Annotated in this window: 18 protein-coding genes; 7 read left to right on the top strand and 11 right to left on the bottom strand. The window is 64.3% G+C overall.

Annotated features, from left to right (window positions below; all coding sequences use genetic code 11):
- Positions 1–218: 218 nt before the first annotated feature.
- From AC0MAZ_RS13935 to AC0MAZ_RS13925, 3 genes are read left to right on the top strand one after another with little or no spacing between them, the layout of a single operon-like run.
- Positions 219–1,694, top strand: coding sequence for a mannitol dehydrogenase family protein (locus tag AC0MAZ_RS13935; protein ID WP_475858196.1), 1,476 nt, complete (start codon positions 219–221; stop codon positions 1,692–1,694).
- 16 nt (positions 1,695–1,710) lie between these two features.
- Positions 1,711–3,201 (top strand): xylulokinase, encoded by a 1,491-nt coding sequence (gene xylB, locus AC0MAZ_RS13930; protein WP_475858194.1) that lies wholly within the window; start codon positions 1,711–1,713, stop codon positions 3,199–3,201.
- A 41-nt stretch (positions 3,202–3,242) separates the two neighbouring features.
- Complete coding sequence (locus tag AC0MAZ_RS13925; protein WP_475858193.1) at positions 3,243–4,190, top strand: carbohydrate kinase family protein; 948 nt, start codon at positions 3,243–3,245, stop codon at positions 4,188–4,190.
- Between the two features lie 64 nt (positions 4,191–4,254).
- On the opposite strand, the gene AC0MAZ_RS13920 is transcribed toward AC0MAZ_RS13925, so the two are convergent.
- The 10 genes from AC0MAZ_RS13920 to AC0MAZ_RS13875 form a co-directional block, all read right to left on the bottom strand.
- Positions 4,255–4,668: a hypothetical protein gene (locus tag AC0MAZ_RS13920; RefSeq protein ID WP_232857126.1), complete on the bottom strand. Its 414-nt coding sequence runs from the start codon at positions 4,666–4,668 to the stop codon at positions 4,255–4,257.
- Positions 4,669–6,447 (bottom strand): FAD-dependent oxidoreductase, encoded by a 1,779-nt coding sequence (locus tag AC0MAZ_RS13915; protein WP_232857127.1) that lies wholly within the window; start codon positions 6,445–6,447, stop codon positions 4,669–4,671.
- Between the two features lie 41 nt (positions 6,448–6,488).
- Entirely contained in the window at positions 6,489–7,280 is a 792-nt protein-coding gene (locus AC0MAZ_RS13910; RefSeq protein WP_203647217.1) for an SDR family NAD(P)-dependent oxidoreductase, read from the bottom strand.
- Positions 7,277–9,046 (bottom strand): FAD-dependent oxidoreductase, encoded by a 1,770-nt coding sequence (locus AC0MAZ_RS13905; RefSeq protein ID WP_203647219.1) that lies wholly within the window; start codon positions 9,044–9,046, stop codon positions 7,277–7,279. Before AC0MAZ_RS13905 ends, AC0MAZ_RS13910 begins: the two co-directional genes overlap by 4 nt.
- A 57-nt stretch (positions 9,047–9,103) precedes the next feature.
- On the bottom strand, positions 9,104–10,522 hold the full coding sequence (locus tag AC0MAZ_RS13900) for a 3-deoxy-7-phosphoheptulonate synthase class II (RefSeq protein WP_475858190.1): 1,419 nt from the start codon (positions 10,520–10,522) through the stop codon (positions 9,104–9,106).
- A gap of 41 nt (positions 10,523–10,563) precedes the next feature.
- The gene (locus tag AC0MAZ_RS13895) at positions 10,564–11,163 is read right to left on the bottom strand and encodes a chorismate--pyruvate lyase family protein (RefSeq protein ID WP_203647223.1); all 600 of its coding nucleotides are present in this window, start codon (positions 11,161–11,163) and stop codon (positions 10,564–10,566) included.
- 36 nt (positions 11,164–11,199) lie between these two features.
- Complete coding sequence (locus AC0MAZ_RS13890; protein ID WP_232857157.1) at positions 11,200–12,435, bottom strand: FAD-dependent monooxygenase; 1,236 nt, start codon at positions 12,433–12,435, stop codon at positions 11,200–11,202.
- 368 nt (positions 12,436–12,803) lie between these two features.
- Positions 12,804–13,727 carry a LysR family transcriptional regulator gene (locus tag AC0MAZ_RS13885; RefSeq protein WP_203647229.1) on the bottom strand — a complete coding sequence of 308 codons (924 nt, stop codon included), beginning with the start codon at positions 13,725–13,727 and terminating at the stop codon, positions 12,804–12,806.
- A 155-nt stretch (positions 13,728–13,882) separates the two neighbouring features.
- A complete protein-coding gene (locus AC0MAZ_RS13880) occupies positions 13,883–14,827 on the bottom strand; it encodes an LLM class oxidoreductase (RefSeq protein ID WP_203652672.1) in 945 nt (314 codons plus the stop codon).
- 47 nt (positions 14,828–14,874) lie between these two features.
- The gene (locus AC0MAZ_RS13875) at positions 14,875–16,113 is read right to left on the bottom strand and encodes an MFS transporter (protein WP_475861429.1); all 1,239 of its coding nucleotides are present in this window, start codon (positions 16,111–16,113) and stop codon (positions 14,875–14,877) included.
- A 358-nt stretch (positions 16,114–16,471) separates the two neighbouring features.
- Between AC0MAZ_RS13875 and AC0MAZ_RS13870 the strand changes: the two genes are divergently transcribed.
- Complete coding sequence (locus tag AC0MAZ_RS13870) at positions 16,472–16,894, top strand: hypothetical protein (protein WP_475858188.1); 423 nt, start codon at positions 16,472–16,474, stop codon at positions 16,892–16,894.
- A 71-nt stretch (positions 16,895–16,965) separates the two neighbouring features.
- Positions 16,966–18,789, top strand: a complete 1,824-nt coding sequence (locus tag AC0MAZ_RS13865; protein ID WP_475858187.1) for a hypothetical protein — start codon at positions 16,966–16,968, stop codon at positions 18,787–18,789.
- Between the two features lie 99 nt (positions 18,790–18,888).
- Here the strand turns inward: AC0MAZ_RS13865 and AC0MAZ_RS13860 are convergent, their stop codons facing one another.
- The gene (locus AC0MAZ_RS13860; protein WP_475858186.1) at positions 18,889–19,098 is read right to left on the bottom strand and encodes a hypothetical protein; all 210 of its coding nucleotides are present in this window, start codon (positions 19,096–19,098) and stop codon (positions 18,889–18,891) included.
- Between the two features lie 191 nt (positions 19,099–19,289).
- On the opposite strand from AC0MAZ_RS13860, the gene hxsD reads away from it, so the two are divergent.
- The gene (hxsD, locus tag AC0MAZ_RS13855) at positions 19,290–19,589 is read left to right on the top strand and encodes a His-Xaa-Ser system protein HxsD (RefSeq protein ID WP_475858185.1); all 300 of its coding nucleotides are present in this window, start codon (positions 19,290–19,292) and stop codon (positions 19,587–19,589) included.
- Positions 19,586–21,073, top strand: a complete 1,488-nt coding sequence (gene hxsB, locus AC0MAZ_RS13850; protein ID WP_475858184.1) for a His-Xaa-Ser system radical SAM maturase HxsB — start codon at positions 19,586–19,588, stop codon at positions 21,071–21,073. Before hxsD ends, hxsB begins: the two co-directional genes overlap by 4 nt.
- Positions 21,074–21,077 lie beyond the last annotated feature (4 nt).

Below are 21,077 nucleotides of genomic sequence, written 5' to 3'. Positions count from 1 at the left end.
TGGAGCGGCAGTGGTGCCCACGCTGAAAGCGCGTCGAGCCAACAAGGCGGACCAGGCAATGGCGCAGGATTGACTGGCCCGAAACAGATGTAGGAGCGGCCTTGTGCCGCGATGCGCCGCGCGGGCGGCGCTCGATCTCAAGAACGCCACAAGGCTCCCGCCAGGCACATCGCCGCCATCACGCGATCCACACATGACCTCCAAAGGGATGCTCCAGGATGAAATTGAACCACCCCAACCTCACCCAATTGCCCCCCTCCGTCGCCCGCCCCAGCTACGACCCAACCCAACTACGCCAGGGCATCGCCCACATCGGCGTCGGCGGCTTCCACCGCGCCCACCAGGCCGCCTACACCGACGCCCTGATGAACTGCGGCGAAGGCCTCGACTGGGCCATCTGCGGCGTCGGCTTGCGCGGCGAAGACCGCGCCATGCGCGACGCCCTGGCCGGCCAGGACCACCTCTACACCCTGTTCGAACTCGGCGACCAGCCCGACACCAAGGTACGCGCAATCGCCGCCATCAACGGCATGCTGCTGGCCGAGGACGGCGCCGAACCGCTGCTCGCCAAACTGGCCGAACCCGGCATCCGCATCGTCTCGCTGACCATCACCGAAGGCGGCTACTGCATCGACGACAGCACCGGCGAGTTCCGCGCCGACCTGCCGCAGATCCAGCATGACCTGGCCAACCCACAAACCCCGCAAAGCGTCTTCGGCTACCTCTGCGAAGCCCTGCGCCGCCGCCGCGAAGCCGGCACCGGCCCGTTCACCGTGATGTCCTGTGACAACCTCCCGCACAACGGCGACGTCGCCCGCAAGGCCCTGCTGGCCTTCGCCCAGCGGCTCGATCCCGACCTGGCCCAGTGGATAGCCGCCCACGTCAGCTTCCCCAACGCCATGGTCGACCGTATCACCCCGATGACCAGCCCCGCCCACCGCCAGCAACTGCGTGAGCGCCACGGCGTCGACGATGCCTGGCCGGTGGTGTGCGAGCCGTTTTTGCAATGGGTGGTGGAAGATAACTTCGTCGCCGGCCGCCCGGCCTGGGAAAAGGTCGGCGTGCAGTTCACCCGCGACGTCACCCCCTATGAAGAAATGAAGATCAAGCTGCTCAACGGCAGCCACCTGGCCCTCACCTACCTGGGCTTCCTGCAGGGCTACCGCTTCGTCCACGAGACTCTCGCCGACCCGCTGCTACGCCGCTACATGCGCACCTTCATGGACCAGGACGTGACCCCGCAACTGGCCCCAGTACCCGGCATTGATCTTGAGCGCTACAAGCAAAGCCTCGGCGAACGCTTCGCCAACCGCGCTATCGCCGACCAGCTGGAGCGCGTGTGCTCCGACGGCTCGTCGAAGTTCCCCAAGTTCATCGTGCCCACCGCCAACCGCCTGATCGCCGACGGCAAGCCGCTGGAGCGCGTGGCCCTGGTGGTGGCCGCCTGGGCCCTGTACCTGCGCGGCGAAGACGAACACGGCAACCGCTACAGCATCCCCGACCCCCGCGCCGCCGACTGCCAGGCCCGGGTGGTGCAGCGCGACGGCCTGGCCGCCCGGGTGCTGGGCGACGAGGCGATCTTCGGCACCGCCATCCCCGCGTCCAAGGCCTTCGTCAGCGCTTTCGAGCGCCTGTACGACAGCTTGCGCGAAGTCGGCGTGGGTGAAACCCTGCGCCAGGTCCTCGGCGACTGACACGGAGTGCTTCAAGATGGATGGATTGTTCCTCGGCATCGACTGCGGCACCCAAGGCACCAAGGCCCTGGTGCTGGACGCCGGCAGCGGCCAGGTGCTCGGCCTGGGCAGCGCCGCCCATGCGCCGCCCCAAGGCCGTGACGGCAGGCGCGAGCAGGCCCCCGCCGACTGGCTGGAGGCCCTGCGTGCGGCGGTGTCCGCTGCCTTGCGAGAAGCCCGTGTGGATGGCCAGGCGATCCGCGCACTGGCGGTGTCCGGCCAGCAGCACGGCCTGGTGATGCTCGACGCCCAGGGCCAGGTGCTGCGCCCGGCCAAGCTCTGGTGCGACACCGAGAGCGCGCCCGAGAACCAGGCACTGCTCGATGCCCTCGGCGGCGCCCAAGGCTCGCTCGAACACCTCGGGCTGGTGATCGCGCCGGGCTATACCCTGTCCAAGTTGCTGTGGACCAAGCGCCAACATCCCGAGCTGTTCGCCCGCCTCGCCCATGTCCTGCTGCCCCACGACTACCTGAACTACTGGCTGACCGGTCGCGCCTGCACGGAGCCCGGCGACGCCTCCGGCACCGGCTATTACGATGTGCGCCGACGGACCTGGGCGCCCGATGTCCTTCAGCACATCGAGCCCGGCGAGCGTCTTTTGGCGGCGCTACCTGAGCTGGTCGAATCCGGCGATTGCATCGGCACCCTGCGCGAACAGATCGCCACTGCACTCGGCCTGAGCCCACAGACCTGGGTGGCCACGGGCGGCGGCGACAACATGCTCGGCGCCATCGGCACCGGCAATATCGCCCCCGGCATGATCACCCTGAGCCTCGGCACCTCCGGCACCCTGGCCGCCTACGCCGACCAGCCCCACGTCAGCGCCCAGGGCGAAGTCGCGACCTTCTGCGCCTCCAGCGGCGGCTGGCTGCCGTTGATCTGCACCATGAACCTCACCAGCGCCTGCGCCCTGGTGCGCGACCTGCTGGAGCTCGACCTCGACCGTTTCACCGCACTCGCCGCCCAAGCCCCGATCGGCGCCGACGGCCTGCTGATGCTGCCCTTCTTCGACGGCGAGCGCGTGCCCGCCTTGCCCGAAGCAACGGCCAGCCTGCACGGCATGACCAGCGCCAACCTGACCCGCGCCAACCTCTGCCGCGCCGTGCTCGAAGGCACCTGCTTCAGCCTGCGTTACGGCCTCGACCTGCTACGTACCAGCGGCCTGCAAGACAGCGAAATCCGCCTGGTCGGCGGCGCGGCGAAAAGCCAGCTGTGGCGCCAGACACTGGCCGACCTGCTCGGCCTGCCGGTGGTATGCCCCCAACAGACCGAAGCCGCCGCCCTGGGCGCCGCGATCCAGGCCGCCTGGAGCCTCGGTCGCCAACTGGGCCAGGGCGACAGCCTCGAAACCCTGTGCAAACGCTGCGTCGCCCTCGACGAAAGCACCCGAACCCTGCCCCGCCCGGCGCAACAGGCCGAGTACGAGGCCGCCTATCAACGCTATCGGGAGCAACTGCCTGCACGCTGAGTGCGGGTATCCTTCCCTAATCTTTCGTTCTGGAGAACTGCATGTACCTGGTGTGTGGCGAGGCCCTGTTCGATGTCTTCAGCGTGGAAAACAGCAGCCGCAGCAGCGAGCTGGGGTTTACCGCGATTGCCGGCGGATCGCCGTTCAACGTGGCCGTCGGCCTGCGCCGGTTGGGCGTGGCGTCGGCGTTGTTTGGCGGGTTGTCCAGCGACTACCTCGGTGCCCGGCTACGCCGGGTGCTGGACGAGGAACGGGTGGACTGCCGCTACGTGGTGACCAGCGATGCGCCGACCACCCTGGCCATGGTCGGGCTGGATACCAATGGCTCGGCGCAGTATCAGTTTCGTGGTGAAGGCTGTGCGGACCGGCAGGTGACGCTGGCGCATCTGCCGGAGCTGGATGAGCGGGTGCGGGGAATCCATGTGGGCTCGTACACCCTGGTGGTGAAGCCCGTGGCCGATACCCTGATGGCGCTGGTGGAGCGCGAGCGGGACCGACGGCTGATCAGCCTGGATCCGAATGTGCGGTTTAATCCGCAGCCGGATGTGGCGCTGTGGCGGCGGCAGGTGGAGGCGTTTGCCGGGCATGCGCATGTGATCAAGGCCAGTGAGGAAGATATCGCCTTGCTCTATCCAGGTCGGGAGACTCGTGATGTGGCCAGAGGCTGGCTGAACGAGCGCTGCCGACTGGTATTCGTTACCCATGGAGCAGATGGCGCCAGCGTTCACTGCGCGCATGGATCATGGCAGCGCCCGGCGGATACCACAGTGCCGGTTCGCGACACCGTGGGCGCTGGCGATACCTTCCAGGCAACGCTGCTCGCCTGCCTCGCTCGCCTTGGGGCTGACAGCCCGGCAGCCGTGGCAACGCTCGAGCGGGAAACCATCGACGCGATGCTTGCCTACGCGATCCGTGCCGCCGCGATCACCTGCTCACGGGCAGGCCCGGATCTGCCTTTCGAACGCGAACTGCCGCCCATGCGCTCATGATGCCAGCAGCCTGGGCTGGCCCCGCGATGAGGCACGCCCAGGCTGTCCATGAGCGCCAGCGCTCTCAGTTGTTCGGTGCGCCACTGGCGATCCAGGCCTGCACGGCCTGGATCAGCTGGGTGTCGGCTTGCGCCTGGCCGAAAGGCATCGCCACACCCTTGCCCCCCACCGACAACTGGTCGCCTGTGAGTTTGTGCAGCAGATAGCTGGCCTGCGGATCGCCGGGCACGACACGCTTGAGCGTGCTTTGTACCGAAGCGATGCCCACCAGCTGCCGATAGGCGCTACCGCGCTGCAACACCAGATCTTCCGGGGCCGAACCCTGCAGATGGCAAGACACGCAATAGGTGTCGAGCATGGGCTGGATGGTCTTCCTGAAACTCGGCACCTCGTCGGCCAGCACCGGCGAGGCAGACGTCACCAGTGCACACAGCCATGCCACGCGCCAACGCCGCGCGCAAACGCCGATGCCGTCCATTCATGCCTCCCTGATCGGTTCGCGGGCCGCGTGGTCGCCGGCCAGGCGACCGAACGTCATGGCCGTGCCAAGGGTCGCCCCCGCCGCCCAGTAGGTATCGTGGGCGGGGCTGGCGATGCAGTTGCCGGCACCATACAGGCCAGGGATGGGCTGGTCATCGTAGCCGAGCACACGGCCATGGCTGTCGATTACCGGACCGCCATTGGTATCCAGCGTCACCGGGCACATGATGATCGCGTAGTACGGCCCCTTGCCCGCCAGCGGAAACATGGTGAAGTTTTCCTTTTCGTTGGCCGGGTGGCGCGGGTCCTTGCGCGGGGGGCTGGGGTAGAAATACATGTAGTCGCGGTCGTAGGCGAACTTGCCGCGCTGGTGGTCCTCGTCGCTGCCGCTCTCGGCGAAGCGGTTGAAACGCGCCAAGGTCTCCTTCATCTGCGTGGCGAAGCCCGGGTCCAGGCGCAAGCCACCAGTGTGACTGGCCAGCGAGGCCAGGCGTTCATCGAGGGCCTTGGCCAGCTCGGCGAAAGTCTCGCCGCGCAGCACATAACGCTCGGTGGTACCCGGCGCCGGAATGGGGGGATGACCGGCAAACAGGTCGGCCGTGCGCTGGTCGTAGACCATGAACATCAGCAGGTTGGGATAGCTGGCGGTGCTTGGGTCCCAGGTGAAATGAACCTTCGAGCGGTCATGGTAGTTGCGCTTCTCGTTGACCACGCGACGCCCGTAGCGGTTGACCAGGATCATGCTGTCGCCTGGCGGTACCCAGATTTCCCGAGGTACGCTGGGGAAGGCGATGGCTTCCTCGAGCAGGGTCTGGGCACGCCAGGCGCCACCCATGTTGCCCAGCTGTGCACCGATGGCACCGCCGATGCGGATGAAATCGCCCGTGCAGGTGGGGATGCCGCAGCCACCGAACACCGGGTTGACCTGATACTGGGCGCGCAACTGGCGGTTGGCGGTATAGCCGCCCGTACCGAAGACGACCCCTCGGCGCGCACGCAGCAGCACCTGGCGTGGCTCGTCGTTGTCGTCCAGGGTGGACACCTGCAGGCCAATGACTTCGCCACGGGCGTTGGTCAGCAGGCGTTCGGCGCTGCTGGCCAGGCGCACCGGGATTGCGCGGCTGTCGAGCGCGCCACGCAGTTGGCGCATGAGCTCCGCTCCCAGGCCGAGACTGTTGTCCGGCTGTTTCGGCCCCAGCGCCCGGCCGCGCAGGCCAACCGAGCCGGCGATGACGTCACCGTAGTCGGGCTGGTCAGGCACATCGTCCGGGAAGATCGAGTAACGCATCGACTGCAGCGCATTCATCTGCGCGAGCTTGTCGATGGTCGGCGACGCTTCGCGATAGAAGGTGCGCATCAGCTCATACGTGGCTTGCGGGATGCCCAGGGTGGGGTGATCCGGGTTGAACAGCTGGGGGTAGCTGTAGCGGGCCATGTAGGCCAGGCAGGCGGCCTCGCTGTCCGCAAGTCCCTTGGCCTTCATGTGGAAGTTGTCGGGAATCCAGTAGGCGCCGCCCGACTTGGCCGAGGTGCCACCGAAGAACGGAGCTTTCTCCAGCACCACGACCTTGGCACCGGCCTCATGGGCAAACAGTGCGGCGCTGACACCGGCGGCACCACTGCCGACGACGATGACATCGAACTCCTCGTGCCACTGCGGGGATTGTGGCGTGGCCGCCCGGGCGCTGGCGGCCATGCCCAGGGAGGAGACGGCGGCACCGGCGGCGCTGGCCTTGAGCAGCGAGCGCCGGGAAATACGCGAAGCATTCTTGGACATGCGGGTTGTTCCTTGATTCGAGAGCTGCGACGGGAGCGCGATCAGAAGCAGGCGCGTACCACACCACCATCCACGCGCAGGGCGGATCCATTGATCGAGGCGGCCTGCTCGCTGCAGACGAAGGCCACCGCCGAGCCGATCTCGGCCGGCTCCTGGAAGCGCTGGATCAGCGAGCTGGGGCGCAGGGTGCGGAAGTATTCCTCGGTGAAGGCTTCCAGGTTGCCGCCGCCCAGGCCCTGGACGAAATCGCGCACACCGTCGGTCAGGGTCGGTCCGGGCAGCACGGAGTTGACCGTGACACCGGTGGCGGCGCAGGTCTCGGCCAGGCCGCGGGCAATGGCCAGCTGGGCGGTCTTGGTCATGCCATAGTGGATCATTTCCCTGGGAATCTGGATGGCGCTTTCACTGCTGATGAACACGATCCGCCCCCAGTTGCGCTGCTTCATGCCGGCCAGGTACTGACGCGACAGACGCACTCCGCTTAGCACGTTGATGTCGAAGATCTCCTGCCATTGCTCGTCGCTGATCTCGTCGAACTCGGCGGCTCCGTACACCCCCAGGTTGTTGACCACGATGTCGACCTGAGGATGCGCCTGGTGCAGGCGCTGCACCGCATCGGCACGACTGAGGTCCGCAACGAACGGGATCAGTTCGGCCTGGTGCTCGCCGACGCGTTGGCGAAGGCCGGCAATGGCGGTATGCACGGCATCGGCGTCACGGCCATTGATGATCACGTTGACGCCTTCGGCATACAGTGCCTCGGCAATGGCCAGGCCGATGCCTTTGCTCGATCCGGAGACGACGGCCAGGCGGGGTTGACTGAACAGTTTCATGCAAGCTCCTTGTGCAGGTGTTCGTGAGTGCTGTGGGTGCGCGCCGTGGGCAGGAGTTGCTCGAGCACCTGCGCCAGTACCTGGCGCGGCGTCCCTTCGGCCTTGGCGGCCCAGGCGACATGGCCGTCCGGGCGGACCAGGGCCAGGTCGGTGTCGGTGAAGCCCACGCGGTTACGCAGGTCGAAGTAGATATCGTCGAAGCCGTCGGCTGCGCTCAGGCGCAGCCCGTGCAGGGGTATGCCGCGCGCTCGGGCCAGCTCGCCCGCCGCCTCGACCCAGGCACCTGCCTGACTGCCGGCAATCAGGGTGAAGCGGCCCTTGCCCAGCAGGGCCAGGGTCGACACGCGCTCGCCCCGACGCGTCACCCAGGCATGGGGGAAGCGTGCGCCGGCGACCACCTGCGAATGGTAGGCGCCCGCCAGCTCGTCGAGCGGTTCGGGCGGCGCGTCGGCCGCTTCGAGGATGGCGGCGGAGCGATAACGCAGATTGCTTTCGACGCCGAGACAGTTGAACTCGTAGTTCTTCTGCCAGATGGCCTGGGCCAGCCGCTCACGGACCTGAGCACCGCCGACGTCGTCAGCGAATACCGCCTGCAGGTCCAACTGCCCCTGCTGGCCGTCCGGCTCGAGCACCGCCAGCAGCTCACGGGTCTGACCGATGCTGCGGATCGCCCGGGTGACGATCTGGCGGCCGATCGGCGCACGCTCATCACTGTAGCTGTGAAGCAGGCGTGGAGCGGCGATGCCCTTGAGCACGTAAGCAAGCTTCCAGGCCAGGTTGTAGGCGTCCTGGATCGAGGTGTTCGAGCCCAGGCCGTTGTTCGGTGGATGCCGGTGCACCGAGTCGCCGGCACAGAACACCCGCCCGCTGGCGTACTCGGTGGCATAGGCGCGGTTGACGGTCCAGGTGGAAATCGAGCTGATGTCCGGCTCGACATCGTCGGTCCCCAGGACCTTGCGAATGATGTCCGCCGCTTCGGCATTGCCCAGGCGCGGGGCCGGCTGGTTGATGTCGTAGCTCCAGACGCACAGCCATTCATTCCACGGGCGCACCATGCGCAGCAGGCCGACCCCCAGCCCGCCGATACGGGCTTCCGGGTTGAGCATCCAGAAAAGGGCGCTGGGGCGGTGGGCGACGTAGCGGCTGAGGTCGGCCTTGAATAGGATGTTGATGCTGCCGGCCAGGCCCATCTCGCCGGACATCGGTAGCCCGATGGCTTCGGCCACACGACTGCGGCCGCCATCGGCACCGATCAGGTACTTGGCGCGAATGGCGAACTGCTCGCCGGTCAGGTGGTCGAGCACCTGGGCCGTGACGCCCTCCTCGTCCTGCTCGAGCGAGAGGAACTCGCTGCTGAAACGGATTTTCGCCCCGGCCTTGACCGCGTTGGCCACCAGCACCGGCTCCAGGAAATTCTGCGGGATATCGCAGATTTCGTGGGGGCTGGTGAGGCGGTATTCCGACAGACGCTCGGGGGCCGCGCCCCAGGAGCGGATGCGTCCGATCTCGCGTCCGGTCAGCGACTCGCAGAGGATGCTGTCACCGATCAGGTGATTGGGCACGGCATCGCGCAGTGCTTCCTCGACCACTCCGGCGTCGTCGAGGATCTCCATGGTGCGCTGGTTCATGATGTGCGCGCGTGGGGTATCGGCCAGCCAGGGGTATTTGGTCACCACCAGGGTCTGGATACCGTGGCGGGCGAGAAACAGCGCGGCCGAGGCGCCGGCCGGGCCGCTGCCGATGACGAGGACTTCGGTTTCAATCATGGTCTCTTCCTTGAACGTGTGGGCACTGCCCGCACGCGACAGGCTTCAGGGGCGTGGTCAAGCGAACTTCTGTGCCAGGCGCAGGGCCAGTTCCAGCGATTGCTCACGATTCAGGCGTGGATCCACGCTGCTGCGGTAGTTGCGCGGCAGGTCGGCTTCGGTGAGGTTGCCCGCGCCGCCCAGGCATTCGGTGACGGCTTCGCCGGACATCTCCAGATGCACGCCACCCAGGTGACTGCCGTGGGCGGCATGCAACCCGGCGGCCTGTTCCAGCTCGGCGAGAATGTGCTCGAAGTAGCGGGTCTTGTAGCCGTTGCCGAGACTGCAGGTATTGCCGTGCATCGGGTCACACACCCACAACACGCGACGGCCCTCGCGACGCACCGCGTCGATCAGCGCAGGCAAGGCGTTGCCTATGGTTTGTGCGCCCATGCGGGTGATCAGGGTGAGACGGCCAGGTTCGTCGTCCGGATTGAGGCGTTCGATCAGGCGTAGCAACTGGTCGCTGCCGGTTGCCGGCCCAACCTTGACCGCGATCGGGTTTTCAATGCCGCGCAGGTATTCGACATGGGCCCCCTCGAGGTCGGCGGTACGCACACCGATCCACGGGAAGTGGGTCGACAGGTTGAACCAGCCATGATGGGACGGCACGTAGTGCGTCAGTGCCTGTTCATAGGGCAGCAGCAGGGCTTCATGGGAGATATGCAGGTGCGCCGATGGCTCGCTGCCGCCACCCTCCTGGCGCAAGGCCTCGAGCAGTTGCAAGGCTTCGCGCAGGGAGCCCAGCAAGCGTTCCTGGGCATCGGCCCGGGGGCTCTGGCGCAGCCAGTCGAAGGCCCAGCGCGACGGCTGGTACAGGTCGGCAAAGCCTTTGCGCATCAGCGCGCGGGCTAGGTTCAGGGTCAGTGCCGAGCGGGCATGGGCCTGCAGCATGCGCTGCGGATCGGGTTCGCGCGCACTGGCTTCGAAACGGTGCCCGTTGACGATATCGCCGCGGTACACCGGCAGTTCGACGCCATCGATGCATTCGCTGTCGGCCGAGCGTGGCTTGGCATATTGGCCTGCCAGACGCCCGACACGGATGATCGGGCGACGCAGGCCATGGGTCAGCAGCAGCCCCATTTGCTCCATATGTTCCAGGCGCGTGTGTATCGCCGCGCCGGTGCAGTCCTCGAAGCGTTCGGCACAATCGCCGCCTTGCAGCAGGAACAGCTTGCCTTCCTGGGCTCGCGCCAGCGCCTGCTTGAGCTGGACCACTTCCTCGGCCATGACCAGCGCCGGCTGCCGGGCGAGCTCCTCCAGGGCCTGCTCCATGGCCTGGCGGTCGGCATAGCGGGGTTGCTGCAGGGCGACCCGTTGTTGCCACGACGCCGGTGACCAGTCGGGATCACGGCGTGGTTCAGCGATATCGGCAGTGAACGGCACCGTTGCGCTGCGCGAAGGAGGAACAGCGTCTTGCAGATTCAGAGAAACCATGGGGATCCTGCTCTCACGTTGGGTGGACGAAGGCACTGCACTCACAGATGTTGCGTCAGCGCTCCGGCAGGCCGGGCAAGGGGCCGTGCAGCGGGAGACGGGGCACGGCCCTCGTGGTGCCAGAAGCCTGACAGGAAGCACTCGGCAATCAGCAGCGGCGCGCCGTGACGGTGGAACAGCGAGCGTCGCGCCAGCCAAGGACCGCTGTCGTCAAGGCAGCGCGACAGCCTGCCCAAGGGCTCGTCCAGGGCCAGCACGCCCCATTCGAACGGCCCTCGGACGATGTCCGGGTCCTGATACAGCATCATGCCCAGAGGCTGGGAGCCGTAACCGTCAAGCACCGCCCAACCCTGGTCGAGGGCACCGAGCGGAGCGATGCTGCGCGCCAGTACACAGGGGCGTTGATCAAGGCGCATCAGCACCGTGCGCACCCACAGCGGGGTGCCGGCGGCGATGCCCAACGCCTGGGCATCGGCGAAGCAGGCCTGGGTCGGGTACTGATCGATCAGCTCGAGGCGATATTGGCCCAGCGCCTTGAGGTGCAGGGTCAGCGAGCCGGGCAGGAACAGCCAGTGGCATTGTTCGGTGGAAAGCCAGGGCAAGGGCGCACGCTGCCACTGGGTGCACGAGTCGGTGTTCATCACTTGAATCCCTTCAAGAGGCGCGCAAGGCGGTGGTCAGGCGCAGGTAGTCCGTGGAGTGTTCGTCTGGGTCACGCTGGCATAGTCCGGCAAGGCCAGGCGGCGGGCTTCGGCAAAACTCATCAAGGCGTCAAAGTCGGCGAACGGCAGGCCATCGGCACGCCGGTCGGCCTCGTGGATCAGCGCGTCGGGCAGCTCTTGGCGGTCGCCGAGCACGATGGCCGAGGTCAGCGGTTTGCGCTGGGCCTCGTACTGCTGCAGGGCCTGCTCCAGTGAATCGCCGCTGGCCAGTGCCTCTGCCAGGCAGTGGGCATCGAGAATGGCCTGGCCGGCACCGTTGGAGCCCACCGGCACCATGGGGTGCGCGGCGTCGCCGATCAGGGTGATGCGCCCCACCGTCCAGCGTGGCAGCGGATCGCGGTCGGCCATCGGTGTCTGGATGATCGGCTGGTTGCTGCGCATGAGCAATTGCGGGATGTCCAGCCAGTCGAAACTGCGCGAAGCGAAGAAACGCGCCAGGTCCTCGAGGCGGTCGGGGGCGAACTCCGGGTCGTGCTCGAACAGCGCACGGTCCAGTTCGGCGACCCAGTTGATCAGTTGCTCGCCACGCTCGTTGACCTGGTCGCGAATGGGGTAGATCACCAGCTTGCCATGTGCTGGCACACCGATGCGCACCATGCTGGCACCGCTCAGGAACGGCGGCGCCACCGTCACCCCGCGCCACATGTGCACGGCCCGGTCGACCGGGGCCAGGTGCTCGCCGAACAGGCTGCGACAGACCTGCGAACGCACGCCGTCCGCACCGATCAGCGCACTGCAGTGCACCTGGACCAGGGGGGCCTGCGGCCCTTGGGAAAAGGTGGCGATCACACCCTGGTCATCCTGGACGACATCGCGCAGCGTGTGCCCGGTCAGCAGGAAGTCGGCGCCCAGGCGTTGGCGGGCGGCGTCCAGCAGGGTCTGCTGAAGCACCCCGCGGTGAATGGACAGCTGCGGCACCGAGTGACCGTTGCGCAGCCCCAGCGGCAGGCTGTGCAGGCGTTGGCCATATCGGTTGAAGAACACCATCTCCTGGGTGGTGACGGCATTTTCCTGCAACTTTTCCAACAAGCCAAGTTCGGCAAACACTTTCATCGCATAGGGCTGAAGGTTCAAACCTACGCCCAGCGGCTCAATGGTTTTTGCCGACTCGTAAACTTTTACCCGGAAGCCTTTTTTATGCAGTGAGAGTGCGAGCGTAAGCCCTGCTATCCCCGCGCCGACAATAATCATTTGATTCATGACGTGCTCTACGCGCTGTATGGAGTTTAAGTATTGAATTGTTCTATTTGTTCCCAGGAATCCTAGCATGTGCATTTTTTTATAATCAAGGCGTTGATTTCAGTTGTTTATTCCAGTGATTTTTGAATATTTTTCCACAATTTAGGCGTTTCCAGGCCGGCCGTTGCGGAAACGACAAAACTGTTTCAATTTTCAGGCAACAATTGGAAATACAACCAAATGAGAACGCAATGAGCAGCACACACACTCAATTGCAGGCGCGGGAAAAGTGACTGAAGAGTCAGCGATAACAGGCGGGCACAAAAAAGCCAGCGGCATAACTTAAAGTTCTGAGCGCCGGCAGTAATGAAATAATTGAATTAATTATGATCGAGGAACAAGGGCGTCAAATGCCGGGAAAGAAAGCGCAGCATGATGTCGACCTTGGGCAGCAGTTGCCGGCTGCGTGGCCAGATGAGGTGTACCGGCAGCCCGGGTGTCGAGAGGTGCGGCATGATTTCCACCAGATCACCGCGCTGCAGTTCGTCGCGGATCATCCAGGTCGCCAGCTGCGATATGCCATAGCCGCCCTTCACCGCCTGCACCTGGGCCTCGCCGCTGCCGACGATGATCCTGCCATTCATGGTGCGCCGTTCGATCTGGCCATCGGGGCCACTGAACATCCAGGGGCTGACACTGCCATCGGCGCGGCCATACATCACGCAGTCGAACTGGTCGAGTTCATGTCCGTGCTGGATGTTCAGATGCTGGCGCAGGTACTGCGGCGCCCCGCAGAAGATCAGGCGCTCCTGGCCGATCTGCTGGTGCGCCAGCAAGTTCGACAGCTGGTCGACGCTGCCAATGCGCACCGCCAGGTCGATCCCCTCCTCTATCACATCGACGAAGCGGTCGGTGAACGAGGCATGCAGGCGCAAGCGTGGATTGTGCTCGGTGAAGTTCAGCAGCAACGGCAGCACATGTTGCTTGCCGAAGGTCACCGGCACATCGATGCGCAGGCGTCCGGCCGGTTCCTGGCGCTCTGCGGCCAGGACCGTCTCGGCCTCCTCCAGCTCGGCCAGGATACGTGCGCAGGTGCGATAGAAGGCCTCGCCCGTGTCGGTCAGGGAAAGGCTGCGGGTCGTGCGCTCGAACAGTCGGGTGCCCAGCCGGCCTTCAAGGCGGGCAACCCCCTTGCTCACAGCCGAGGTCGAAAGGTTGAGTTGCGCGGCGGCGGCGGTGAAGCTGCCGGCGTCCGCAGTGGTGACGAAAACTTCGATGCCTTTGAGGTGCTCGGTAAGCCTCATTGAAAATCCTTTTACTGCCGCGCCCGCGATGGGCGCACACGCTTCATGCGTAGATTGCGAGGGGCTCGCTATCCGCCCTGCGAGGGCGGACAGCGTAGTGACGGCGGTCAGGGTAGCAGCAAGCGCAACAGGTCGAAACCGAACTGCCCTCCTCGTCAGGCGAACTGGGGCAGCACATGCTCGGCGAGTTCATCCAGAACCGCCTGTACAGGCCGTCGACTGATACGCAGGTTCAGGGCGATGTGCGAAACGCCCTGCTCGCGCTGGCGCAGCCAGAGATCGAGCAGGGCCTGCCGTCCGCCACGCAGCCCCCGCCCCGCTCGCAAGGGTGCGCCCGGGTCCTGCTCCAGATCGAAGAACGCGCCGTAGCCATACGGCTTGAACTGCCCCGGCTCCTGGCAGGCGCGCCATTGCTCGAGGACCCAGGGCAAGGCCTGGGCATCGCTCTGGTGCCAGATCCAGCCATCGGTGTGCTGGGCCAGCCAGGAAAGCTCCTGACCGCAGCGACCCACGGCCAACGTTGGCAACCTGCCAGTGACCGGTTTGGGGACCAGGTCCAGAGTGCCGTCCAGCGTGCCGTGGAAGTGCGAGTAATGCACCGGGTAGTCCTGGCTCACCACGCTCTGCAGCATCTGGTAGGCATCCCGGTAGCGCTCGGCACGCTGCTGGTAGTCCACGCCGAACGCCGGGTACTCGCTGGGTCGGTCGCCTGTGGACAAGCCCAGCAAGAAACGCCCTTGCAGCAGCTGGTCGACACTGCAGGCCTGCTTGGCGACCAGCAGCGGGTTGCGCAAGGCCAGGATGATCCCGGCAGTACCAATGGCGATGCGCTGGGTATGCGCCGCCAGCCAGCCGGCATAGACCATCGGATCATGGACCTGGGCGACGTCCCCGAAATCCGGGTCGTGAAACGGCACGTCGCGCAACCAGATGGCGGAAAAGCCCAGGGCCTCGGCATGCTGTACCAGCTGCAGGTGCTGGCGCAGCGGCGGAACGGCACTGTCGGGATAGGCCTCCAGCGGCGCGATCAGGCCGAAGGTCAGTTGTCCCGGGCGGAACACCCGGGCATACGCAGGGTGAGCGGCCAACGCAGCGTCCATTCCAGGGTACGCCGGCGTGCCGTGGGCCGGCAGGGTGTGCGGCGCGGTCATCGGCGCAGCGTCCCGGCGCGCTCGAGGCCCGCATCGGTGGCGCGGCGCTCCTTGAACTGCACCAGCAGCAGGCAGATCACCGCGGCGGCCAGGGCAATCGTGGCGGCGATATAGCCGAGACTGGCCAGGCCGGTCTGCTCGATGCTGTAGCCCCCGATGATGGCACCCAGGCCGATGCCGGCGTTGGCGGCAGAGACGTTCAGGGTGCCGGCCAGGGCCTGGGCGTGGCTGGCGGCTTTCATCACGCGTACCTGGCACACCGGATACAGCGCGGTGTAGGCGATGCCCCAGACGGTCAGCGCCACCGCCAGGCCGACATACGAACCGGCCAAGGGAATGCTCATGGACATGCCTGCGGCCAGGATCAACACGAACACCGCCGTGGCGCCCAGCGGGTTGCGGTCGACGAAGTGACCGCCCAGCCAGTTGCCAACCAGGCCGATGGCACCAAAGCCCATCAGCCACCAACCCACTGCCACCGGCGCGATACCGGCCAGGCGTTCGAGCATGTCAGCCAGGTAGGTGTAGGCGGTGAACATGGCGGTAAACACCACCACCGAGAGCACGATGTTGCCGATGAAGCGGCCATCGCGCAGGATGCGCATCTGCTGGCCGATGCTGCTGCGCTCCGGACGGGCCAGGGTCGGCATGTACAGCGCGAGCAACAGCAGCATCAGCAGCGACAGCGCGGACAGCCCCCAGAACGCGCCACGCCAGCCGATCAGGTTGGCGAACACCGTGCCCAGCGGGATACCGAACAGCGTGGCCGCAGCGATGCCCAGGTAGACCTGGGCGACGGCGCGACCGGCCCGATCGGGGCCAACCAGTTGGCTGGCCGTTTCACTGGCCGTGCCCCAGAACACCGGCAACAGCAGTGCCGGGATGAACCGGGCAATGCACAGCACCCAGATGTTCGGTGCCACGGCCGCCAGGGCGTTGGAGGCGGCGAAAATCAGCATGATCACCATGAACAGCCGCTTGCGCTCGAAATGGGCCAGGGCGGCAGTCAGGGGCGGGCCGAACAGCATCACGGTAAAGGCGAACAGCGTCACCAACTGGCCGGCGGCGGAAATGGAAATGTCCAGGTCCCGAGCGAGTGCCGGCAGCAGCCCGATGATCAGAAATTCGGTGGTGACGATCACGAAGGCGGCGATGGCCAGCAGCGTGATAGAGAAGGCGCTGTGTCGCGACCCCGAAGCGGACGTGGGAGACGTAGTGGCGTGTGTCATGGCAATGCGATCCAGGCAAGGTAGATCGCGCTAGTCTAGGAAAGCAAAAAATTCCTATCTCGGGTAATTATTCCTCTGATTGTTGCCCCAATTTCCACAATCACTTGCTGACCGATCACCCCAGCCAAAGCCGAACAGGGCGGCCATCCTGAGGCGGAGGATTCGTGCGGATGCCGCTCGTAGACATCATTCACTACCCTCCGCGCGCATGTATGACATCTGCTGCAGCCTGCGCTATCGACGCCGATTGCAGTTGCAGGGTCTCCCTGGATCGTTACACGGGTAAGTCCAAAGGATGATGCCATTCGGACATCAAGCCACGCTAATCTAGGAAGACGGCCAGCGAACAACAAGGAGTAACGCCATGCAGCACATTACCCAGGTCGATAACACTCTCTGGGCACTGATCAGCCGCTTGCAGGGCACGGAGCTGCAAACGCCCTCCAACGCCAGCAATACCCGCTTCAGAGTCGCGGCGGTCAGCAACGACCACGTAGAGGTGGTAACCGGCACCAACAACAGCTCGGTCACCCTGACCCGCGCGGCATTCCAGCAAACGCTGGATTACCTGGCCAGCAACCGTCACTTCGGTGAAGCACACGCTGTGGAAATTGGTTCCAGTCGAACGTCAGCTAGCGCCGGCCCGCTCTGCCACGCCGCTCGTCGCCAACCCGATGGCCGTCCAGGCACCGTCGTCATCACCTACATCCTGCCGATACTGGAGCGCTGCCAGGCTGTCGCCATTCAGCGAGACGCCAGGCCGACGAGCACCTGGCTGATGCCTTGAACCCACCCCACCTTGTACGGGGGCACCCGCTCCCTTTACCCGATACACCGTTCAAAAGGTAAGGACACACGATGGCAACCTCAGGAATCGATTGCGACGACGACCTGTTCACCAGCCTCATCAGCTCCACGCCCGAAGAAGTGGACATTCTGGTGGACATCATCACCGACTTCTCCCGGGGCCGCGCCGGCCTGGATGCAGACATCAAGAGGCAGCTGGTACAAGCCAAGCACAGCTCGCGGCCTGCGGGTTATACCGAGCAGCAACTCGACCTGCTGGGCCATGAGCTGCAGCAGTTCGGCGGGCATTCGGCAATGAACCTCGCCCGTCGCCTATTGAAGAAATCGGCGGTGCCCTACGCCGAGATCGTCAACGACGTTTACCAGAAGCTCAACGGCAGCGGTGCAACCAGCGTGGCGGACAAGGAACGCCAGATCGCCCTGGCGCTGTTCGGTGCAGGCTGGCGGGAGCTGCCGGACAGCGAGCGTTTCGAGCGGGCCACCAACACCAAGGTGCTGACCGGGCTGTTCAAGCTCGAAGAGGCTCTGCCCAAAGGGGCCGCCAGCATGATCGGCCTCTCCGCCTCGCGCAGCGCGGCACTGTTCACCATGGCCGCGACCACCGGATTGCGCCTGAACCCCTTTGGCGCTGCCTTCACGGCCGGCGTGGGCCTGCATAGCAGCGTGGCTGAAGCCTACCGCGTGACCGTGCCCTTCGTTGCCCAGATGGGCTGGATCCGCCTGCGCCGGGAAGCACCCGCCACGCCCCAGGCCGCACGCCCCGATGCCCAGCCAGTGGTCACCACCTCCCCGACCACGGCCGACCTGGTGATCCAGGACGGCCAGGGCGGCACATTGCTCAAGCTCAACGTCGTGCAACGCCCACCCGCAGGTACCCACCGCCCACTGCCAACCGACCGGATCAGTGCGCTCAATCCGCTGCTGGCCAATGTGCCCGGCCTGGCCGCCATGGGCGAGCTGGCCAGCGGCAACTACGTGATGTGCAGCCTGCCATTCGAGACACTGACCAAGAACGCCAACGGCGACGGCAGCGTCCGGGCTTTCGTGCGTACCGGCGGCAAGATCAGTGAGCAGGCCAGCCTGTCGCTGCCTGAAGACCTGCAGAACGTGCTGCTCAGTGGCGCGGTGTGGAACGCGGTGTCCTCGGCAGTGGGCCAGAAGCACCTGCACGACATCAACGAAAAGCTGGACGCCGTCAAACGTCAACTGGATGCCGTGCAGCACGATCTGGACGAAAAGCAGTGGGAAAAGCTGACTGGGATGTTCGAGTACACCCAAGGCGTGCTCGATCACTATCAGCAAGAAGGCATCGACAGCACTGCCCGCCAGACACTGGAAAATCACCATAGCCAGATCACCTCCCTGGCCCAGTACTTCGCTCGCAAGATGAACGAAGAGCTGAAGCGCGCCCAGGATGTGCAGGCAGACAAATTGTTCGGTGTGGACAGCACCCGCCAGGCATTGCAGGGCAGCCTGACGAAGATGGAGGGCTGGGTCAGCGGTTACCTGCAAACCGCACAGCTGCAGGTGGTCAGTTGTGCCTTGCGCTACCTGGCCGAACCACTGCAACGCTATCGCGCCCAGGCGGCCAAGGCTCTCGAAAGCCTCGGCCAGCTAGAGGAAATCGGCAACCAGAGCCGGAGCATCTACAACTCGCAGATGGAACTGACCAGCTCACGTATGTTCAGCCTCGACGCCTCCCTGAAACAAAGCTTCACGGCGCAACTGGACGGCCTGACCAGCGTCTTGGCCCAAGGCCCGCAGGACACCCAGCAACTGCAGCAGTCGCTGTTCGATCAAGGGGAGCGTCAGGTACTGCTGCGTTATGAGAACGGACAGATCGCTGAAGCCCAACTACTGGAGCGGGCAATCTGAGGGCGACCAACGTAGCCTTTGGTGTAAGCGAAACGGAGGATGGCACAGGCAGGACCGGGGGCGTGAGTGTACAGAGGTTGTCTGCTGACTATCGCGCTCTCAACCTTCGAACAGCACGGTGCGCTTGCGATTCGCTTGTGCCCGTGCCCGAAGATCAGCCACGCGACTCAGCAACGATGCAGGGATGGGCTGGAGATGTTCCGGATTCTCGGTCATGTCTGTGTGCACAAGTTCAAGAATGGTTTTCTGGGCCTCCTGCGCTTCGCTTTCGATGGCTAGAAGAGCCACGTTCACCTTTGATTTGGACATGTTTTGCCCCTGCATCCGGACCATGCGACGACTGCCGCATGTGCGGTCTGATCAGATGAATGCTACAGCAGAATCGTTTACGGCAAATCAGGAGCGGGCCAACGTTACAAATGTAAAAAAATATGATGGCACTATGCCTCGCTAGCCGGCAAAATCCACACATTCCCAACGGATTTGAAGGACCAGTTCCAATGACATGGCCAGTCATTCTGAAACTCGACAACGCAGCCTATTCCCTCAGCGTGGTGCAACGAACCGCTTACGCCTTGGCTGACACAGTCGCGATTCAGATCGGCATTGAAGCTGACCAGATCAGCCTCACTGCGTTCCCAGCTAAAACGAAAGTCATGCTGACTCAGGAGCAGGCACATTCGCTGATCCTCCAGCATTTAAATGACTTTGCCCTACGTGATCACATCAACCGTGAGACCGCTGGGTTGCGTGAGGTGCTGGCTCGGGCAGCACTTGCTGGATGTGGAGTTTCGCGGTGACACTGATTGCCACCGACGCTAACGGCTACCGTCTGCTGCCCTTTCGCTTCATGCGCCTGAACACCGCAAATGACCGGGACATTTTGCTCACCTCCGATACAGGCGAGTATCTGCACGTGGACGACGCGCAGTTGCGGGCCCTCAGTTACTTCGACATAGAAGCAGGCACACCTTTTTACAAGGACCTGCTAGCTCGCCATTTCATCTACGAACCGACACGCCACGATCCTTTTCCCGAAATGGCGGCGCAATATCGCAGCCGCAAGGACTTTCTTTTCCAGGGCCCGGCACTGCACTTGTTCGTTGTAACGCTACGCTGCAACCACACCTGCCAGTACTGCCAAGTTTCACGAGCACCGCTGGGTGGCTCGGGCCATGACTTATCGGAAGCGGATGCACTCGCTGCCGTTGATCGCTTGTTCGAATCGAACGCTCCCGCGCTGACGGTAGAGTTCCAGGGCGGCGAGCCACTTCTGGCCTTCGAACGTGTACGCCAGATTGTCGAATGGGTAGCTACACGAAACCTGGTCGAGCAACGGGATATTCAGTTCGTCATAACCACAACGCTGCACCACCTGACGGACGAAGTACTCGACTTCGCAAAACTGCACCGCATCCAGTTCTCGACTTCCCTCGATGGACCGGCGCCCTTGCACAATGCCAACCGCCCGACGCCTTCACGAGACTCTTACGAGCACACCGTGGAAGGCATCAAACGGGTACGCGAGCATCTTGGACACGACGCAGTCTCCGCACTGACAACATTGACCTCTCGAAGCCTTGAACAGCCTGAAGCTATCATCGACGAGTATGTAAAGCAGGGCTTTTCCAGCATTTCACTTCGACCGCTCAGCCCTTACGGGTTTGCTTCCAAGAGTGCACATCGCCTTGACTATCCGATTGAGCAGTACCTGACCTTCTACACGAGGGCGCTGGCCTATCTGCTGAAGATCAACCAGCAAGGGACCTACCTGTCGGAGAGTTACACCAGCTTGCTGTTGAAGAACATCCTAACGCCCTTCTCATCCGGCTATGTCGACCTGCGCTCACCCGCCGGCGCGGGTACAGCGGCGCTGGTCTACAACTATGACGGTTACGTCTACCCGTCGGACGAGGCTCGGATGCTGCTGGAGATGGGCGAAGACGGTTTAAGGTTGGGCACAGTCCAGCAACCCTTGTCAGAACTTCTGGCCTCACCCGTAATGGAGGCGCTGCTTGCCAGTGGCGTCGCGGAAGCATTGCCGGGCTGTTCGGATTGCGCATTGGTTCCCTACTGCGGCGCAGACCCGGTCGAACATTATGCTCGCCAAGGGGATCCGGTCGGACACCGGTTGTTCAGCAGTTTCTGCAAGAAGAACATGGGACTGTTAAAGCACTTGTTCGCCTTGCTACGCGACGGAGATAACAACGTCCAACGGGTACTGCTGTCCTGGTTGAACAGGCGCTCATACAGCGATGTTCGCTTCCCAGGCTACAGGGGCTAAGGAC

It is taken from the genome of Pseudomonas sp. A (assembly GCF_056270345.1).
Note: the sequence above shows the minus strand (reverse complement) of the source record. Positions and strands in the feature narration are given on the sequence as shown.

What these genes read in the sequence shown, in the direction of transcription:
- AC0MAZ_RS13885 (WP_203647229.1), bottom strand. Translation starts at nt 13,727, where the DNA reads ATGAGGCTTACCGAGCACCTCAAAGGCATCGAAGTTTTCGTCACCACT.
- AC0MAZ_RS13900 (WP_475858190.1), bottom strand. Translation starts at nt 10,522, where the DNA reads ATGGTTTCTCTGAATCTGCAAGACGCTGTTCCTCCTTCGCGCAGCGCA.
- AC0MAZ_RS13935 (WP_475858196.1), top strand. Translation starts at nt 219, where the DNA reads ATGAAATTGAACCACCCCAACCTCACCCAATTGCCCCCCTCCGTCGCC.
- AC0MAZ_RS13865 (WP_475858187.1), top strand. Translation starts at nt 16,966, where the DNA reads ATGGCAACCTCAGGAATCGATTGCGACGACGACCTGTTCACCAGCCTC.
- AC0MAZ_RS13910 (WP_203647217.1), bottom strand. Translation starts at nt 7,280, where the DNA reads ATGAAACTGTTCAGTCAACCCCGCCTGGCCGTCGTCTCCGGATCGAGC.
- AC0MAZ_RS13860 (WP_475858186.1), bottom strand. Translation starts at nt 19,098, where the DNA reads ATGTCCAAATCAAAGGTGAACGTGGCTCTTCTAGCCATCGAAAGCGAA.
- AC0MAZ_RS13880 (WP_203652672.1), bottom strand. Translation starts at nt 14,827, where the DNA reads ATGGACGCTGCGTTGGCCGCTCACCCTGCGTATGCCCGGGTGTTCCGC.
- xylB (WP_475858194.1), top strand. Translation starts at nt 1,711, where the DNA reads ATGGATGGATTGTTCCTCGGCATCGACTGCGGCACCCAAGGCACCAAG.
- AC0MAZ_RS13870 (WP_475858188.1), top strand. Translation starts at nt 16,472, where the DNA reads ATGCAGCACATTACCCAGGTCGATAACACTCTCTGGGCACTGATCAGC.
- AC0MAZ_RS13915 (WP_232857127.1), bottom strand. Translation starts at nt 6,447, where the DNA reads ATGTCCAAGAATGCTTCGCGTATTTCCCGGCGCTCGCTGCTCAAGGCC.
- AC0MAZ_RS13920 (WP_232857126.1), bottom strand. Translation starts at nt 4,668, where the DNA reads ATGGACGGCATCGGCGTTTGCGCGCGGCGTTGGCGCGTGGCATGGCTG.
- AC0MAZ_RS13905 (WP_203647219.1), bottom strand. Translation starts at nt 9,046, where the DNA reads ATGATTGAAACCGAAGTCCTCGTCATCGGCAGCGGCCCGGCCGGCGCC.
- AC0MAZ_RS13895 (WP_203647223.1), bottom strand. Translation starts at nt 11,163, where the DNA reads ATGAACACCGACTCGTGCACCCAGTGGCAGCGTGCGCCCTTGCCCTGG.
- AC0MAZ_RS13925 (WP_475858193.1), top strand. Translation starts at nt 3,243, where the DNA reads ATGTACCTGGTGTGTGGCGAGGCCCTGTTCGATGTCTTCAGCGTGGAA.
- hxsD (WP_475858185.1), top strand. Translation starts at nt 19,290, where the DNA reads ATGACATGGCCAGTCATTCTGAAACTCGACAACGCAGCCTATTCCCTC.
- AC0MAZ_RS13890 (WP_232857157.1), bottom strand. Translation starts at nt 12,435, where the DNA reads ATGATTATTGTCGGCGCGGGGATAGCAGGGCTTACGCTCGCACTCTCA.